Source organism: Mycobacteroides chelonae (genome assembly GCF_016767715.1).
GTDB lineage: Bacteria > Actinomycetota > Actinomycetes > Mycobacteriales > Mycobacteriaceae > Mycobacterium > Mycobacterium gwanakae.
This window is the reverse complement of the sequence record NZ_CP050145.1, coordinates 1,485,434-1,502,112: the sequence shown is the minus strand read 5'-3', so window position 1 is coordinate 1,502,112 and position 16,679 is coordinate 1,485,434. Positions and strand designations below refer to the sequence as shown.

The 16,679-nt window shown below is 60.5% G+C and carries 13 protein-coding genes and 3 rRNA genes; 3 read left to right on the top strand and 13 right to left on the bottom strand.

The window, feature by feature from the left end:
• Positions 1-9: 9 nt before the first annotated feature.
• On the bottom strand, positions 10-363 hold the full coding sequence (locus HBA99_RS07445; RefSeq protein ID WP_070950000.1) for a DUF3817 domain-containing protein: 354 nt from the start codon (positions 361-363) through the stop codon (positions 10-12).
• A 61-nt stretch (positions 364-424) separates the two neighbouring features.
• The gene (locus tag HBA99_RS07440; RefSeq protein WP_070951318.1) at positions 425-1,603 is read right to left on the bottom strand and encodes an acetyl-CoA C-acetyltransferase; all 1,179 of its coding nucleotides are present in this window, start codon (positions 1,601-1,603) and stop codon (positions 425-427) included.
• A gap of 60 nt (positions 1,604-1,663) precedes the next feature.
• On the opposite strand from HBA99_RS07440, the gene mce reads away from it, so the two are divergent.
• Entirely contained in the window at positions 1,664-2,137 is a 474-nt protein-coding gene (gene mce, locus HBA99_RS07435) for a methylmalonyl-CoA epimerase (RefSeq protein ID WP_030094912.1), read from the top strand.
• Here mce and HBA99_RS07430 read toward each other — a convergent pair.
• Positions 2,134-2,439 carry a hypothetical protein gene (locus tag HBA99_RS07430; RefSeq protein WP_081342956.1) on the bottom strand — a complete coding sequence of 102 codons (306 nt, stop codon included), beginning with the start codon at positions 2,437-2,439 and terminating at the stop codon, positions 2,134-2,136. The genes mce and HBA99_RS07430 overlap by 4 nt on opposite strands.
• A gap of 29 nt (positions 2,440-2,468) precedes the next feature.
• On the bottom strand, positions 2,469-3,158 hold the full coding sequence (nucS, locus tag HBA99_RS07425) for an endonuclease NucS (RefSeq protein WP_070950001.1): 690 nt from the start codon (positions 3,156-3,158) through the stop codon (positions 2,469-2,471).
• Between the two features lie 36 nt (positions 3,159-3,194).
• On the opposite strand from nucS, the gene HBA99_RS07420 reads away from it, so the two are divergent.
• Positions 3,195-4,805, top strand: a complete 1,611-nt coding sequence (locus HBA99_RS07420) for an adenylate/guanylate cyclase domain-containing protein (protein ID WP_070916428.1) — start codon at positions 3,195-3,197, stop codon at positions 4,803-4,805.
• A 17-nt stretch (positions 4,806-4,822) separates the two neighbouring features.
• On the opposite strand, the gene HBA99_RS07415 is transcribed toward HBA99_RS07420, so the two are convergent.
• From HBA99_RS07415 to murA, 5 genes are all read right to left on the bottom strand, one after another.
• A complete protein-coding gene (locus tag HBA99_RS07415; RefSeq protein ID WP_070916429.1) occupies positions 4,823-5,692 on the bottom strand; it encodes a DUF4436 domain-containing protein in 870 nt (289 codons plus the stop codon).
• A gap of 92 nt (positions 5,693-5,784) precedes the next feature.
• Positions 5,785-5,901 (bottom strand): 5S ribosomal RNA (gene rrf, locus HBA99_RS07410).
• Between the two features lie 80 nt (positions 5,902-5,981).
• Positions 5,982-9,096: ribosomal RNA gene (locus HBA99_RS07405) — 23S ribosomal RNA — on the bottom strand.
• Positions 9,097-9,392: 296 nt separating this feature from the next.
• Positions 9,393-10,908: ribosomal RNA gene (locus tag HBA99_RS07400) — 16S ribosomal RNA — on the bottom strand.
• The 16S, 23S and 5S rRNA genes sit together here, the layout of an rRNA operon.
• A gap of 607 nt (positions 10,909-11,515) precedes the next feature.
• A complete protein-coding gene (gene murA / locus HBA99_RS07395) occupies positions 11,516-12,769 on the bottom strand; it encodes a UDP-N-acetylglucosamine 1-carboxyvinyltransferase (RefSeq protein ID WP_030094907.1) in 1,254 nt (417 codons plus the stop codon).
• 84 nt (positions 12,770-12,853) lie between these two features.
• Here murA and HBA99_RS07390 point away from each other — a divergent pair, with 84 nt between their 5' ends.
• Entirely contained in the window at positions 12,854-13,429 is a 576-nt protein-coding gene (locus HBA99_RS07390) for a cob(I)yrinic acid a,c-diamide adenosyltransferase (protein ID WP_030094906.1), read from the top strand.
• Here the strand turns inward: HBA99_RS07390 and HBA99_RS07385 are convergent.
• From HBA99_RS07385 to HBA99_RS07370, 4 genes are read right to left on the bottom strand one after another with little or no spacing between them, the layout of a single operon-like run.
• Positions 13,426-13,848 carry a DUF2550 domain-containing protein gene (locus HBA99_RS07385; protein ID WP_030094905.1) on the bottom strand — a complete coding sequence of 141 codons (423 nt, stop codon included), beginning with the start codon at positions 13,846-13,848 and terminating at the stop codon, positions 13,426-13,428. The two genes, HBA99_RS07390 and HBA99_RS07385, sit on opposite strands and share 4 nt — an antisense overlap.
• Before the next feature lie 52 nt (positions 13,849-13,900).
• On the bottom strand, positions 13,901-14,266 hold the full coding sequence (locus HBA99_RS07380) for a F0F1 ATP synthase subunit epsilon (protein WP_030094904.1): 366 nt from the start codon (positions 14,264-14,266) through the stop codon (positions 13,901-13,903).
• A gap of 33 nt (positions 14,267-14,299) precedes the next feature.
• Positions 14,300-15,730 (bottom strand): F0F1 ATP synthase subunit beta, encoded by a 1,431-nt coding sequence (atpD, locus tag HBA99_RS07375; protein ID WP_030094903.1) that lies wholly within the window; start codon positions 15,728-15,730, stop codon positions 14,300-14,302.
• Positions 15,731-15,744: 14 nt separating this feature from the next.
• On the bottom strand, positions 15,745-16,677 hold the full coding sequence (locus HBA99_RS07370; RefSeq protein ID WP_030094902.1) for a F0F1 ATP synthase subunit gamma: 933 nt from the start codon (positions 16,675-16,677) through the stop codon (positions 15,745-15,747).
• Positions 16,678-16,679 lie beyond the last annotated feature (2 nt).

Sequence of the window (16,679 nt, the reverse complement as noted above, 5' to 3'; positions counted from 1 at the left end):
GCCTCCGCACTACGGTCCAGCGTCGCCCGCAGCCGCAGACCCCGCGACGGGCAATTTACCCGCCTTATCAGCCCATATGACAAAGATCACACTGCACAATGGGGCAACTCCAGCTAACAGTGCGAGCAACCAGGTGAGCGGACTCCAGCGGTACTCGCGGCCCGCGAGGAAGCCCAACACCAGGTACGCGATGAAGACGATGCCGTGGATCCAGCCGAAGACCTTCACACCGATCTCGTTACCCGGGTCCGGCACGTACTTGAAGAACATCCCGGTGAGCAGACCTGCCCAGCTGATGGCTTCGAGCAACGCGACGGTGCGAAACCTGCTGGCGGTGCTGCGCAGGTCGAAAAGCTGTGTCATGCCCTCAGTCTGCCCGATACAGCGCCCGACACATCATCGATCTACTACGTCGCGTCGTAAATCACACTCGCACGATCAGGGCATCGCCCTGGCCGCCGCCGCCGCACAGTGCGGCCACACCGATTCCGCCGCCGCGGCGCTTGAGTTCCTGCGCCAGGTGCAGAGTGATACGGGCACCCGACATTCCGATGGGATGACCGATGGCGATCGCTCCGCCGTTGACATTGACCTTGGCCGGGTCGATACCCAGGTCTTTCACCGAGGCCAAGCCCACCAGCGCGAAGGCCTCATTGATCTCGACCAGATCGAGCTGCTCGGGGGAAATCCCTTCCCGCTCACAAGCCTTCCGAATGGCGTTGGCCGGTTGCAGCTGCAGGCTGGAATCGGGGCCGGCGACCACACCATGGGCACCGATCTCGGCGATCCACTCCAGCCCCTCGCGCTCCGCGCGCTCCTTACTCATCACCACCACCGCGCAGGCGCCGTCGGAGATCGGCGAGGACGACCCCGCCGTGATGGTGCCGTCCTTGCTGAACGCCGGACGCAGCCCCGCCAGCGATGCCGCAGTGGTGTCCGCGCGGATGCCCTCGTCCTCGGCGAACTCGATCGGATCACCCTTACGCTGCGGGATCTGAACCGAGACCACCTCGTCGGCGAAGACACCGTCCTTCCACGCACGGGCGGCATGCTGGTGCGAGCGCGCCGCGAATTCGTCTTGCTCCTCGCGGGTGAACTTGTCGGCGGCGTTGCGCTGTTCGGTGAGGATGCCCATGGCCTGGTCGGTGAAGGCGTCATGCAGGCCGTCGAAGGCCATGTGGTCAACGAGCGTCACATCGCCGTACTTGAAACCGAAGCGGCTCTTGGGCAGCAGATGCGGGGCGTTAGTCATCGATTCCTGCCCACCGGCGACGACAACCTCGAACTCACCGGCCTGAATCAGCTGGTCAGCCAGCGCAATGGCGTCGACGCCCGAGAGGCACACCTTGTTGATGGTGAGCGCCGGAACATCCATACCGATTCCACCGGCAACGGCGGCCTGACGTGCGGGAATCTGGCCGGCGCCCGCGGTGAGGACCTGGCCCATGATCACGTAATCGACCGCAGACGGCGCCACCTTGGCCTTCTCCAGGGCGCCCTTGATGGCGATACCGCCGAGCTGAGCGCCCGAAAAGTCCTTCAGCGATCCCTGGAAGCGGCCAACGGGAGTACGCGCTCCAGCAACAATCACGGACGTGCTCATTGAATCTCCTTAATACTGCTCGAGTGGACGCCGTTTTCTGGAACGCGTTACCGTTGCGTTATGACGACATCGTCTCCTCTTGATGTTCCCTCGATCCTATCGACCGGTCTGGTGACCGCGATCGACCACGTGGGCATCGCGGTGCCCGACCTGGACGCCGCAATCGAGTGGTACCACGAACACCTGGGCATGATCCTGGTACACGAGGAGATCAACGAGGGGCAGGGAGTCCGCGAGGCGATGCTGTCCTTCCCCGGAGCAGAACCCGGTAGCTCACAGATCCAGCTGATGGCACCACTGAATGAGTCGTCGCCGATCGCCAAGTTCCTGAGCACCAAGGGAGCCGGCCTGCAGCAGCTGGCCTACCGCGTCACCGATATCGATGCGCTGTCCGATCAGCTCCGCGCCGCGGGCGTGCGAGTGCTGTACGACGAGCCGCGTATCGGCACCGCGAACTCACGGATCAACTTCCTGCATCCCAAGGACACCGGCGGCGTGCTCATCGAGCTCGTCCAGCCGACGCAGTCGCACTAGCTCCACCGACGCGTCGGGCTCCGATTCGCGCGGTTGCTCCAGCACGGCGTATGCCAGTGCCGACGGTCCTCCACCCCCCTGCCTTGTCCCTCGGAGACAGGCCACACCACCACATGAGCTACGCCGATCGCGATCTCGTGATCACAGCCGGGACAGCGGTAGATCTTGACCGCACGTGCCGCGGCGATCCGGCGCACTTGGTAGTCCAGCCCGTCGGTCCCCTGCTCAACCTGGTCACGGCCGAGAGGCGGCACACCGGCACGGTCGGCCGCAGCACGGCGCGGCGGATGTCGGCGGCCCATGCGGTGATTCTATGAGTGGTGGGGCGATTTCAGAACAAACGGAATTCGTCTGAGTCCATTCCCCGCATCGCATCGTAGTCCAGTGTGAGACAACGGATTCCGCGGTCTTCGGCAAGAGTGCGAGCCTGCGGCTTGATCTGCTGTGCCGCGAAGACGCCGGCGACGGGCGCCAGCGTGGTGTCCCGGTTGAGCAGTTCGAGATAGCGGGTGAGCTGCTCGACGCCGTCGATCTCGCCCCGGCGCTTGATCTCGACCGCAACGGTCGCACCGCCGGCGTCCCGACACAGCAGGTCAACCGGCCCGATCGGCGTCATATACTCGCGCCGCACCAGGGTGTATCCGTCGCCGAGCAGCGCGACGTGCTCGGCGAGCAACTCCTGCAGGTGCGCCTCGACTCCATCCTTGACCAGTCCGGGGTCGACCCCGAGCTCGTGGGCCGAGTCGTGCTCGATGTTCTCGATGGTGATCCGCAGCTGTTCACCGGCCTTGTTCTCCACCACCCAGACGGTCGAGGCATCCGCTTCGGCAGACTCCTCGTTCTCCGTCTCGACAAGCCAGCACGGCGGGCTCATCCAGTTCAACGGCTTGTAGGCGCGGTCGTCGGCGTGCACGCTCACCGAACCATCGGCCTTGATGAGCAGGAGCCGCTTGGCGGACGGAAGATGGGCGGTGAGCCGACCGACATAATTAACGGTGCATTGAGCTACGACGAGACGCACCGGCCCACTGTATAGGGAGTTAGGCTGGCCACAACTATGGCAAACGAGTCGATTCGCGCAGTGTCGCAGCGAGTGGGCCGTGCCCTGGCCACGATCACCGGGCAGACCGGCCGACTCGAGGCCGGCGACGGGTACGGATCGTGGCTGCTGGGCCGCTATGACGAAAGCACGCTCATCCAGCGCATCCGCATCCAGCTGATGCTGACCGTGTTCGTGGTGGCCGCCAACCTGATTGGTGTCGCCGTCGTCATCCTGCTGGTGCTCGTCGCGGTGCCCGACCCGAATGTCTTCGATGCGCCGTGGTGGATCCACTTCGTGATCGTTCCGGTGTACGTCACGCTCGCGGTGCTCATCGGCGCGGTATGGGGCACCCGCCGGACCTTCAAGGTGGTGCGGTGGGCACTCGACGAACGGGAGCCGACCAAGGCCGAACAGCGCAATGCGTTCGCAGTCCCGCGGCGACTCACGGTCGTCCAGGCGGTCCTGTGGGCGGGCGGCACAGCCCTATTCACCACGCTCTACGGGATACAAAACCCGCTCTATATCCCCAAAATATTCTTCGCAGTGGGGTTCAGCGGTGTCGTGGTCTGCGCTGCCAACTATCTGTTCACCGAGTTCGCGATGCGGCCTGTCGCCGCACGAGCACTCGAAGCTGGATACCGCAGAAGACGACTCGCTTCCGGAATCATGGTGCGCACCATGCTGGCCTGGGTGCTGGGGTCTGGCGTGCCCGCCGTCGGCATCATGCTCGCCGGTGTCGGAGCGCTGATCTTCGGCAATTTCACGGTCGACCAGCTGGCGGTGGCGGTCATCATCATCGCCGGTGCGATCCCCACCTTCGGGCTTATCCTCATCTGGATCTCCTCGTGGATGCTCGCCACCCCGGTGAAGGAGGTTCAGTCCGCGCTCAAGCGTGTCGAACAAAACGACCTGGACGTGAACCTGGTGGTCTACGACGGCACCGAGCTGGGCGAGCTGCAGGCAGGTTTCAACACCATGGCGGAGGGCCTGCGCGAGCGCGAACGCGTCCGGGATCTTTTCGGCAAGCATGTCGGCCGCGAGGTCGCCGCTGCCGCAGAGTTGCAACAGCCCGCTCTCGGCGGCGAAGAACGCCACGTCGCAGTACTTTTCGCCGATATCGTCGGGTCTACACAGCTGGCAGCTACCCGGCCGGCCATCGAGGTGGTCGCACTGCTGAATCGATTCTTCACCGTCGTCGTCGAAGAAATCGACCGATACGAAGGCATGGTCAACAAGTTCGAGGGCGACGCCACCCTCGCGGTGTTCGGGGCGCCTGTTCGGCAAGACCGCCCCGAGAGCCAGGCGCTCGCCGCTGCTCGCGCCATTGCCCGCCGACTACGGGCCGAGGTCCCCGAATGCCAAGCAGGCATCGGCGTTGCCTCGGGGCAGGCGGTGGCCGGAAACGTCGGCGCCCACGACCGTTTCGAATACACCGTGATCGGCGATCCGGTCAATGAGGCAGCCCGGCTCTGCGAGCTCTCCAAAACCGTGCCCGGGCACTTGGTGGCTTCGTTGGATACCGTGTTGCGCGCACACCATCGCGAGGCGCTGCACTGGCGTTCCGGCGATACCGTGACCTTGCGTGGCCGCATAGAGCCCACCGAGCTTGCAGTACCTGTCGCCTAAGGCCGCCGCACCGCGGCCTATTCGGACTGTTTCCACCATGCTTCGACATAGAGCACCATCGCCACCACGAGGGCGATGAGCACCCACAGCACCAAGGCTTGATCTATCCACGCTCCCGGCGGCGGCGCTCCGGGCAGGATGTTCCGCAGCGGCACGATCGCGAACAACATGGTGCCGAACCACGTGGTGAGCGGCGGGTGGAACTTCTTCCTCCCCCTGACCGTCTCAATCGCCACAATCAGCGCCATCGTCGGAAGCGTGATCAACACAAGACAGATACCGACATCGAATGCCAGCGTGCCCCGGGCACGCACCAACGTAATTGTGGTCTGGTCGCCCTTGCCGGCAGGAGCCTGTGATGTCTCCGTCGACACGCGCCATCCGCCCAGGCTTCCGATCACTTCGATCCGCGCGGGCACGGTACGTCGCCCTTCACCGTTGCCCACCATCACCTCTGCGCGCAGCTTCTCGGTGGAGTACTCATCGAAGGGCCATGATTGCGCGTCGCCCGTTGCGATCAGAGTGTCGTCCATAGCTGCGGGCAACGTGCCTCGCGGAAAATGCCGCTCCCCATAATCCAGCGATGACACCAACCTGACGGACATGTCCGCGTTCAGCAGGCCAAAGGCGTCAAGGTTCGCTTTCGCGGGCAGCACCACGATCTCAGAATCCAACCGGTTATTTACGGTCCGCAAATCCTGCAGATCGATGACCACCACAGTCTCGTTGTCCCGGGATAGATCGAGGTCCGCCGACGCCGACCCCGAATGATGATCCAGCATCCGGTAGATGACAAGAAATCCGACATAAATGACTAGCACGAGTACGACCGCACCTACGGTGGTGGCAGTCGGCTTCAGTTTGAAGCGCCCCTTCAATGCCTGCACAGGATTCCCATCTCTACCGTCGTGCTATTCGAAAAATCTAACAGCAGAAATGAAAACACCCCCCAGTTTCCTGGGGGGTGTTTCCAATTTATGTTCGGCGGTGTCCTACTCTTCCGTTCCGTGTTAAGAACAGTACCATCGGCGCTGAGAGGCTTAGCTTCCGGGTTCGGGATGGGACCGGGCGTTTCCCTCTCGCTGTGGCCGCCGTAACTCTTTCGTGTGATAAACACACAAGTTATCTGGTGGTGGAGTGTGGTCGTCAAATGACGACGAATAGTGGTTGCGATTTATTAGTAAGTTTTCGGTCGATTAGTGCCAGTTCCCTGAACGTATTACTACGCTTACAGGTCTGGCCTATTGAACCCATAGTCTGTGGGTGACCTTATCCCTCTAAAAGGGTAAGAAACCTGGTCTTGGAATAGGTTTCCCGCTTAGATGCTTTCAGCGGTTATCCTGTCCGAACGTAGCTATCCAGCCGTGCTCCTGGTGGAACAACTGGTACACCAGAGGTTCGTCCGTCCCGGTCCTCTCGTACTAGGGACAGGTTTCCTCAAGTTTCTGACGCGCGCGGCGGATAGAGACCGAACTGTCTCACGACGTTCTAAACCCAGCTCGCGTGCCGCTTTAATGGGCGAACAGCCCAACCCTTGGGACCTGCTCCAGCCCCAGGATGCGACGAGCCGACATCGAGGTGCCAAACCATCCCGTCGATATGGACTCTTGGGGAAGATCAGCCTGTTATCCCCGGGGTACCTTTTATCCGTTGAGCGACATCCCTTCCACTCAGAGATGCCGGATCACTAGTCCCGACTTTCGTCCCTGCTCGACTTGTAGGTCTCGCAGTCAAGCTCCCTTGTGCACTTGCACTCAACACCTGATTGCCGTCCAGGTTGAGGGAACCTTTGGGCGCCTCCGTTACATTTTGGGAGGCAACCGCCCCAGTTAAACTACCCACCAGGCACTGTCCCTGGACCGGATATACGGTCCGAGGTTAGAGGTTCAATACGATCAGAGTGGTATTTCAACGATGACTCCACAAACACTGGCGTGCCTGCTTCACAGTCTCCCACCTATCCTACACAAACCGAACCAAACGCCAATACCAAGCTATAGTGAAGGTCCCGGGGTCTTTTCGTCCTGCCGCGCGTAACGAGCATCTTTACTCGTAGTGCAATTTCGCCGAGTCTATGGTTGAGACAGTTGAGAAGTCGTTACGCCATTCGTGCAGGTCGGAACTTACCCGACAAGGAATTTCGCTACCTTAGGATGGTTATAGTTACCACCGCCGTTTACTGGGGCTTAAATTCTCCGCTTCACCCAAGGGTTAACGGGTCCTCTTAACCTTCCAGCACCGGGCAGGCGTCAGTCCGTATACATCGTCTTGCGACTTCGCACGGACCTGTGTTTTTAGTAAACAGTCGCTTCTCACTGGTCTCTGCGACCTCGTTCAGCTCACGGAGCAAGTCCGGTCACCAAGCGAGGTCCCCCTTCTCCCGAAGTTACGGGGGTATTTTGCCGAGTTCCTTAACCATAGTTATCTCGTACGCCTTAGTATTCTCTACCTGACCACCTGTGTTGGTTTGGGGTACGGGCCGTGTGTGAACTCACTAGAGGCTTTTCTTGGCAGCATAGGATCACTGAATTCGCCTCAATCGGCTATGCGTCACCTCTCAGGCTTAATGACGTCCGGATTTACCTAGACATCGCCCTACGGGCTTGCTCCGGTATAACCACTAACCGGTACAGCTACCTTCCTGCGTCACCCCATCGCTTGACTACTACCACCGAAGGTCCCACGCAGCGGGTTCACGTCGCACTCCGAAGAGATTGATCTAGAACCTTTTGGGTGGTTAGTACCGATGATTCATCATGGGCGCGCACACACGGGTACGGGAATATCAACCCGTTGTCCATCGACTACGCCTGTCGGCCTCGCCTTAGGTCCCGACTTACCCTGGGAGGACTAGCCTGGCCCAGGAACCCTTGGTCATTCGGCGGGCAAGTTTCTCACTTGCCTGTCGCTACTCATGCCTGCATTCTCACTCCCGCACCCTCCACTGCTGGATTACTCCGCAGCTTCGCTGGGTGCAGGACGCTCCCCTACCCATCCATGCCACTGCCCCGAAGGGAATGTATTGCATGAATGCCGCGGCTTCGGCGGTGTACTTGAGCCCCGCTACATTGTCGGCGCACAATCACTTGACCAGTGAGCTATTACGCACTCTTTCAAGGGTGGCTGCTTCTAAGCCAACCTCCTGGTTGTCTTTGCGACTGCACATCCTTTTCCACTTAGTACACGCTTAGGGGCCTTAGCCGGCGATCTGGGCTGTTTCCCTCTCGACGTACGGAGCTTCTCCCCCGCCGTCTCACTGCCGCGCTCTAACTTATTGGCATTCGGAGTTTGGCTGACGTCAGTAACCTAGTAGGGCCCATCGGCCATCCAGTAGCTCTACCTCCAATAAGAAACACGCGACGCTGCACCTAAATGCATTTCGGGGAGAACCAGCTATCACGGAGTTTGATTGGCCTTTCACCCCTACCCACAGCTCATCCCCTCAGTCTTCAACCTAAGTGGGTTCGGGCCTCCACGGCGTCTTACCGCCGCTTCACCCTGGCCATGGGTAGATCACTCCGCTTCGGGTCCAGAACACGCCACTATGGGCGCCCTATTCAGACTCGCTTTCGCTACGGCTACCCCTCACGGGTTAACCTCGCGACGTGTCCCTGACTCGCAGGCTCATTCTTCAAAAGGCACGCCATCACCCCACAAGGAGGCTTTGACGGATTGTAGGCACATGGTTTCAGGTACTATTTCACTCCCCTCCCGGGGTACTTTTCACCATTCCCTCACGGTACTAATCCGCTATCGGTCACTAGAGAGTATTTAGGCTTACCGGGTGGTCCCGGCAGATTCACAGCAGATTCCACGAGCCCGCTGCTACTCGGGATGAAGTACGAGACAGGTGTCGGATTTTCGCGTACCGGACTCTCACCGTCTGCGGCGGGCCGTCCCAGACCACTTCCGCTAATCACGACACTTTTTTACTGTCCGCCGGCCTGGTAGAACCGGCAAGTACAACTCCCACAACCCCGCACACACAACCCCTACCAGGTATCACATGCATGCGGTTTAGCCATCTTCCGCTTTCGCTCGCCACTACTCACGGAATCACGGTTGTTTTCTCTTCCTACGGGTACTGAGATGTTTCACTTCCCCGCGTTTCCTCCCAAAGCCTATATATTCAGCAGTGGGTAACACGACATCACTCGTGCTGGGTTTCCCCATTCGGACATCCTCGGATCAAAGCTCGGTTGGCAGCTCCCCGAGGCTTATCGCAGCCTCCTACGTCCTTCTTCGGCTTCTAGTGCCAAGGCATTCACCATGTGCCCTTAAGAACTTAGCTAATAAATTGCAAAAACTAACCTCACTCGTAAACGAGCGAGGCTTGTTAGATGCTCGCAACCACTATCCATAAGTCAAAGACCACACCCCACCACCAAGCAGGGTGACAACACAACGTGTTGCCTCAGGACCCAACAGTGTGCCAGCGTTTCAATTCTATTGACAGTCCGACGTTTTGCCGACTACCTATCCACGGGGTGGACAGGATTTATAAAACATATTCACCAAGCGAGTAACCACTACAGAAACTCACTTTATGTTCCCAAGCTCATTCGGCTGGGAAATGGTGCTCCTTAGAAAGGAGGTGATCCAGCCGCACCTTCCGGTACGGCTACCTTGTTACGACTTCGTCCCAATCGCCGATCCCACCTTCGACAGCTCCCTCCAAAAGGTTAGGCCACTGGCTTCGGGTGTTACCGACTTTCATGACGTGACGGGCGGTGTGTACAAGGCCCGGGAACGTATTCACCGCAGCGTTGCTGATCTGCGATTACTAGCGACTCCGACTTCATGGGGTCGAGTTGCAGACCCCAATCCGAACTGAGACCAGCTTTAAGGGATTCGCTCCACCTTGCGGCTTCGCAGCCCTCTGTACTGGCCATTGTAGCATGTGTGAAGCCCTGGACATAAGGGGCATGATGACTTGACGTCATCCCCACCTTCCTCCGAGTTGACCCCGGCAGTCTCCTACGAGTCCCCGGCATTACCCGCTGGCAACATAGGACAAGGGTTGCGCTCGTTGCGGGACTTAACCCAACATCTCACGACACGAGCTGACGACAGCCATGCACCACCTGCACACAGGCCACAAGGGAATACCTATCTCTAGGTACGTCCTGTGCATGTCAAACCCAGGTAAGGTTCTTCGCGTTGCATCGAATTAATCCACATGCTCCGCCGCTTGTGCGGGCCCCCGTCAATTCCTTTGAGTTTTAGTCTTGCGACCGTACTCCCCAGGCGGGGTACTTAATGCGTTAGCTACGGCACGGATCCCAAGGAAGGAAACCCACACCTAGTACCCACCGTTTACGGCGTGGACTACCAGGGTATCTAATCCTGTTCGCTACCCACGCTTTCGCTCCTCAGCGTCAGTTACTGCCCAGAGACCCGCCTTCGCCACCGGTGTTCCTCCTGATATCTGCGCATTCCACCGCTACACCAGGAATTCCAGTCTCCCCTGCAGTACTCTAGTCTGCCCGTATCGCCCGCACGCCCACAGTTAAGCTGTGAGTTTTCACGAACAACGCGACAAACCACCTACGAGCTCTTTACGCCCAGTAATTCCGGACAACGCTCGGACCCTACGTATTACCGCGGCTGCTGGCACGTAGTTGGCCGGTCCTTCTTCTGTAGGTACCGTCACTTTCGCTTCGTCCCTACTGAAAGAGGTTTACAACCCGAAGGCCGTCATCCCTCACGCGGCGTCGCTGCATCAGGCTTGCGCCCATTGTGCAATATTCCCCACTGCTGCCTCCCGTAGGAGTCTGGGCCGTATCTCAGTCCCAGTGTGGCCGGTCACCCTCTCAGGCCGGCTACCCGTCGTCGCCTTGGTGGGCCATTACCCCACCAACAAGCTGATAGGCCGCGGGCTCATCCCACACCGCAAAAGCTTTGCACCACTCACCATGAAGTGTGTGGTCCTATCCGGTATTAGACCCAGTTTCCCAGGCTTATCCCAGAGTGCAGGGCAGATCACCCACGTGTTACTCACCCGTTCGCCACTCGAGTACCCCGAAGGGCCTTTCCGTTCGACTTGCATGTGTTAAGCACGCCGCCAGCGTTCGTCCTGAGCCAGGATCAAACTCTCCAAACAAAATTTAATCCCGACAAAACAACTGTCAAAAGAATTGTTATCGACATAAAATGTCTATATAAACACTGACACACTATTGAGTTCTCAAACAACACATTTAATTTGTTGTGGCTATGAATTCTGGAATTACTTCCTTCATTCTCACCTTCGCCCTTTCGGGCGACTCGGAAACCGTATCAAGTTCGGTGAACTTGAGTCAAATTCCCGGTTTTGGCTGGTCACTTGCGCACCATCCGATCGCCGACATTCTGGAATTTCTTCCTGAATTCCGACTTCCGCTCTTTCGGGCGGCTGGGAAACCGTATCAAGTTCGGTGAACTTGAGTCAAATTCCCGGTTTTGGCTGGTCACTTGCGCACCATCCGATCGCCGAGATATCTGAATTTCTTCTTCTATTTCGGCTTTCGCCCTTTGTAAGCGGCCCGGGAACCGTATCAAGTTCGGTGAACTTGAGTCAAACTCCGGGTTTTGGCTGGTCAACTGCGCACCAACCTAAGACCGGAATTTCGGAATCGCTTCCTTGTCCCGGCCTCGCTCATTCAGGGCAACCCGACCACTGTACCAAGTCCAATGAACTTGAGTCAACTTCGGGTTCTGGGGGTGGTCAGCTAGCTGACCCGCTCGACTTCGGCACCCAGGCTCTGGAGGTTCTCCACGAACAACGGGTAACCGCGGTCGATATGAAAGACATCGTATACCTCGGTGACGCCATCCGCCACTAACCCCGCAAGCACGAGTCCGGCGCCGGCCCGGATGTCCGATGACCACACCGGCGCACTGGACAGTTGACGGATACCCCGAACTACCGCATGGTGCCCGTCGGTCCGCGCGTCGGCCCCCAACCGCATCATCTCCTCGACGAAACGGAATCGGGCCTCGAAGACGTTCTCGGTGATCATGGAGGTGCCGTCGGCTATCGCTGCAAGCCCAATTGCCATGGGCTGCAGGTCAGTTGGGAATCCCGGGAACGGTAACGTGGCCACATTGATCGCTTTGGGGCGCTCGTACTGAACCACACGAAATCCGTTGTCGTTCTGGGTCACTGTCGCACCGGCATCATGCAGCTTGTGCAGCACGAGCTGCAGGTGCTCCGGATCCACTCCCGTCACCGTGACATCGCCACGCGTCATCGCAGCAGCCAAACCCCAAGTGGCAGCGACGATTCGGTCTCCAATGACGCGATGCTCGGTGGGATGAAGCTTCGGAACACCGATCACCGTCAACGTCGACGTTCCAGCACCCTCTATCTGGGCACCCATCTGGACCAGCATGGTGCACAGGTCCACCACGTCCGGTTCGCGCGCGGCGTTGTGGATGGTAGTGACGCCATCCGCGAGAACCGCTGCCATCAAGATGTTCTCGGTCGCCCCCACGGATGGGAACTCAAGCTGAATATCAGCTCCATGCAACGCTTTTGCCTCGGCGACCACGCACCCATGTTCGATGGTGCACTCCGCTCCAAGCTGTCGCAATCCCGCCTGATGCATGTCGAGTGGACGTGAGCCGATCGCATCTCCGCCCGGTAACGCCACCTTGGCACGCCGGCAGCGCCCCACCAGGGGACCCAAGACACACACCGAAGCCCGGAACTGCCGCACTGCCGCGAAATCAGCCTCGTACTTGGGTTCATCGGGAGAAGTGATCCTGACAACATCGCCCTCTAGTTCCACCGTGGCGCCCAATCCCCGCAGGACATCCGCCATCAGCGGCACATCAAGGATGTCCGGGCAGTTGGTGATGGTGCTTGTTCCCTCAGCAAGAAGAGCGGCGGCCATCAGCTTGAGCACGCTGTTCTTGGCGCCGGTTACTGCCACGTTGCCGGTAAGCCGGGCGCCGCCGGTCACCAAGAAATGCTCGCTCACGCCCGACAGCGTAGCCGGGTAACGTTTCGACACATGACCGATGAGGCCCCGGACCCGCAACGTGAGCGAGGATCATCGAGCGGCGTGCATCTGACTCGCATCTATACCCGCACCGGAGATGACGGAACCACGGGTCTGAGCGACTTCTCGCGTGTATCGAAGAGTGATCCGCGGCTGGCCGCATACGCCGACTGTGACGAGGCCAACGCCGCGATCGGCGTCGCGGTTGTGCTCGGGAACCCAAGCCAATCGGTCGGTTCGGTACTACTGCAGATCCAGAACGATCTCTTTGACGCCGGCGCGGACCTGTCCACTCCCGTCGTACCCGATCCCGAGTACCCACCGCTGCGGATCACCCAGCCCTATATCGACCGTCTCGAGCACTGGTGCGACCAGTACAACGCCGATCTGCCGAAACTGAATTCGTTTGTGCTGCCGGGCGGTACCCCACTATCCGGGTTGTTGCACGTGGCGCGGACCGTGGCACGTCGGGCAGAACGGTCGGCCTGGGCGGCCATCGACGCCTATCCCGACAGCACCAATGTGCTCACCGCCAAGTACCTCAACCGGCTCTCGGATCTGCTGTTCATCCTGTCGCGGGTTGCCAACGACGGTAAGGACACTCTCTGGAAGCCCGGCGGCCCGGCGCAGCCCGCCTAACGCTCGCGACTGCGGCGTTCCGCACGCGGTGAGGGCCGCGACTCAACCCAGGACATGAATGCGGTCAACGCACCGCGATCCAGTGCCATTTCGTAGGTGCGCGCACCATCGCGCAGCTGCAGCACCACGATCTCTGCCGTCATGATGTCGTACTCGTCACCGCGCGGAATCCGCCGGTCGATGATTTCCAGTTCACGCCGCGAGAGCTGGCGATCGGGCCAGAGCCGCACGCTGGAGAGCCGATAGAACTCGGCCTGAGATTCGCGATAGCGCATCACGCCGTGTCGCCAGCGGCCCTCCCCCGCCTCCGGCACATCGCGCAGCAGTGCCGCGGTGCCGCCATTGCGCAACTTGAGCAGACGAAAGCTCAATGCAGCCACCGCCAAAGCAAGGACGGCGATGACCGATATCTCGATCATCGCCGTCACGCTCAAAGCGGTATTTCCTTAGTGGTTGGCCGTGTGGGTACTGCTAAACCGTCTGGCCAAGGGCACGCAGACGCGCGCGTCCCTGCGCCGCAACCCGTGGATCCTCAGAACCGGAATCGGTCTTGGCCTTGGACTCGTCGATATCCGCACGAGCCTGTGCGGACTCAACCAGGATGCTCACCTTGGTGTCGGTGATCGACAGGAATCCCCCGTCGATCGCCCACCACAGGTCATCATCGCCCTCGCGCTCAATCTTCACCGCTGCATCGTCCACCAGCTGCGCCACCAACGGAATGTGGTGCGGCAGGATGCCGATTTCACCGGAGGTCGTGCGGGTAAAGACGAATGTGGCCTTACCCGACCAGATCTCACGCTCGACGGCGACAATCTCGACGTCAATCTCGGACATTCAATGCACCTCCTTCAGATAGCTAGTGACGAATTACAGCTTGGCGCCGAGGCTTTCGGCCTTCTTCGCCAAGTCGTCCAGGCCACCGATGAGGAAGAACGCCTGCTCGGGCAGGTGGTCGAACTCGCCCTTGGTGAGCTTGTCGAACGCCTCGATGGTCTCCTTGAGCGGCACGGTCGAGCCGGGCTGACCGGTGAACTGCTCGGCGGCCATCATGTTCTGGCTCAGGAAGCGCTCGATACGACGTGCGCGACCCACCAGCTGCTTGTCCTCTTCCGACAGTTCGTCGATACCGAGGATCGCGATGATGTCCTGCAAGTCCTGGTAGCGCTGCAGAATCCGGATGACTTCCTGCGCGACGCGGTAGTGCTCGTCACCCACGACGGACGGCAGCAGAATCGTCGACGACGAAGCCAGCGGGTCCACGGCCGGGAAGATGCCCTTGGAGAACACCGCACGAGAAAGCTCGGTGGTGGCGTCCAGGTGCGCGAACGTGGTCGCCGGCGCCGGGTCGGTGTAGTCATCGGCGGGCACGTACACGGCCTGCATCGAGGTGATGGACCGGCCACGGGTCGAGGTGATGCGCTCCTGCAGCTCACCCATCTCGTCGGCCAGCGTCGGCTGGTAACCCACGGCCGAAGGCATACGACCCAGCAGGGTCGACACCTCGGAACCGGCCTGGGTGAACCGGAAGATGTTGTCGATGAACAGCAGCACGTCCTGGCCCTGCTCGTCGCGGAAGTACTCGGCCATGGTCAGCGCCGAGAGGGCGACGCGCATACGCGTGCCGGGCGGCTCGTCCATCTGGCCGAACACCAACGCGGTGTCCTTGAGGACGTTGGCGTCGGCGAGCTCGACCCAGAGGTCGTTGCCCTCACGGGTGCGCTCACCCACGCCGGCGAACACCGAGGTGCCACCGAAGTTGCGGGCGATGCGGTTGATCATCTCCTGGATCAGAACGGTCTTACCGACACCGGCACCACCGAACAGGGCGATCTTGCCACCACGCACGTACGGGGTCAGCAGGTCGACGACCTTGAGGCCGGTCTCCAGCATCTCGGTACGCGGCTCGAGCTGATCGAAGGCCGGGGGCTTGCGATGGATGGACCACTTCTCGAAGTCGCTGCCGTAGCCCGGCTCGTCGAGGCAGTTGCCCAGGGCGTTGAACACGTGCCCCTTGACGCCGTCGCCGACCGGCACCGCGATGGTGTTACCGGTGTTGATGACATCCACGCCACGCACCAGACCATCGGTCGGCTGCATGGACACGGTGCGCACCAGGTTGTCGCCCAGGTGCTGTGCGACCTCGAGGGTCAGCGTCTTGGCCATCGCCTCGTAGGTGATCTCGGCGTTGAGGGCGGAGAAGAGCGGCGGCACGGCGTCGCGCGGGAACTCCACGTCAACAACCGGGCCGGTAACGCGAACCACTCGCCCTACGGTCTTGTTAGCAGTTGGTGCGGTCATGTACTCGTCTCTTCCTAATGTTCGCTTGCGGCGGCCGAGGCAAGCGCGTCCACGCCGCCAACGATTTCACTGATTTCCTGGGTGATCTGGGCCTGGCGAGCGCGGTTGGCTTCCAGGGTGAGTCCCTTGATGAGCTCATCGGCGTTGTCCGTGGCGGCCTTCATGGCGCGCCGGCGGGATGCCGACTCCGAGGCTGCCGCCTCCAGCAGCGCCGCGTATACCCGGGTGGCCAGGTAACGAGGCAGCAGCGACGCGAAAAGCGTTGTGGCGTCAGGCTCGAACGAATACTGGGTGGTGGGGCCGGTGGCCTCGCCGACGTACTCGATCTCCATCGGGGCGATCCGCTTGGCCACAGCCGACTGGGTCAGCATCGACTTGAACTCGGTGTAGACGATATGGAGCTCGTCCACACCCAGAATTCCGTCAGCGCCCGGATCGTCACCGTCGTCATCTGCGCCCGACAGGAACGCGTCCACCAGCACACCCGCGATCTGCTGAGCATGTGCGTACTCGGGTCGCTCGGAGAACCCCGTCCAAGACTCGGTGACCGTGCGGCCCCGGAACTTGTAGAAGTTCAGTGCCTTACGGCCGATCACGTAGATCACCGGAGTCTTGCCCTGCTCGCGCAGCAGCGCGAAGAGCTCCTCGGCGACGCGGAGCACGTTGGCGTTGTAGCCACCGCAGAGCCCGCGGTCCGATGACACGATCAGCACGCCGGCCCGCTTGGGCGCGGCCCGCTCCACCAATAGCGGGTGATCCAGCGCCGCATCATCGGCGAGCGCGGTGAGCACGTTGGTGATCTCGGTCGCGTACGGCCGGGCAGCCACCACGCGAGCCTGCGCCTTGGAGATGCGCGATGTCGCGATCAGCTCTTGCGCCTTGGTGATCTTCTTGATCGACCCGGCGGATTTGATCCGCCGGCGCAATTCTCGGATTTGTGCAGCCATGG

Excerpts from the sequence above, each read along its gene's own strand:
- HBA99_RS07430 (WP_081342956.1), bottom strand. The coding sequence starts at position 2,439 with ATGGGCCGCCGACATCCGCCGCGCCGTGCTGCGGCCGACCGTGCCGGT.
- atpD (WP_030094903.1), bottom strand. The coding sequence starts at position 15,730 with ATGACCGCACCAACTGCTAACAAGACCGTAGGGCGAGTGGTTCGCGTT.
- HBA99_RS07440 (WP_070951318.1), bottom strand. The coding sequence starts at position 1,603 with ATGAGCACGTCCGTGATTGTTGCTGGAGCGCGTACTCCCGTTGGCCGC.
- HBA99_RS07385 (WP_030094905.1), bottom strand. The coding sequence starts at position 13,848 with ATGATCGAGATATCGGTCATCGCCGTCCTTGCTTTGGCGGTGGCTGCA.
- mce (WP_030094912.1), top strand. The coding sequence starts at position 1,664 with ATGACGACATCGTCTCCTCTTGATGTTCCCTCGATCCTATCGACCGGT.
- HBA99_RS07445 (WP_070950000.1), bottom strand. The coding sequence starts at position 363 with ATGACACAGCTTTTCGACCTGCGCAGCACCGCCAGCAGGTTTCGCACC.
- HBA99_RS07380 (WP_030094904.1), bottom strand. The coding sequence starts at position 14,266 with ATGTCCGAGATTGACGTCGAGATTGTCGCCGTCGAGCGTGAGATCTGG.
- HBA99_RS07420 (WP_070916428.1), top strand. The coding sequence starts at position 3,195 with ATGGCAAACGAGTCGATTCGCGCAGTGTCGCAGCGAGTGGGCCGTGCC.
- HBA99_RS07370 (WP_030094902.1), bottom strand. The coding sequence starts at position 16,677 with ATGGCTGCACAAATCCGAGAATTGCGCCGGCGGATCAAATCCGCCGGG.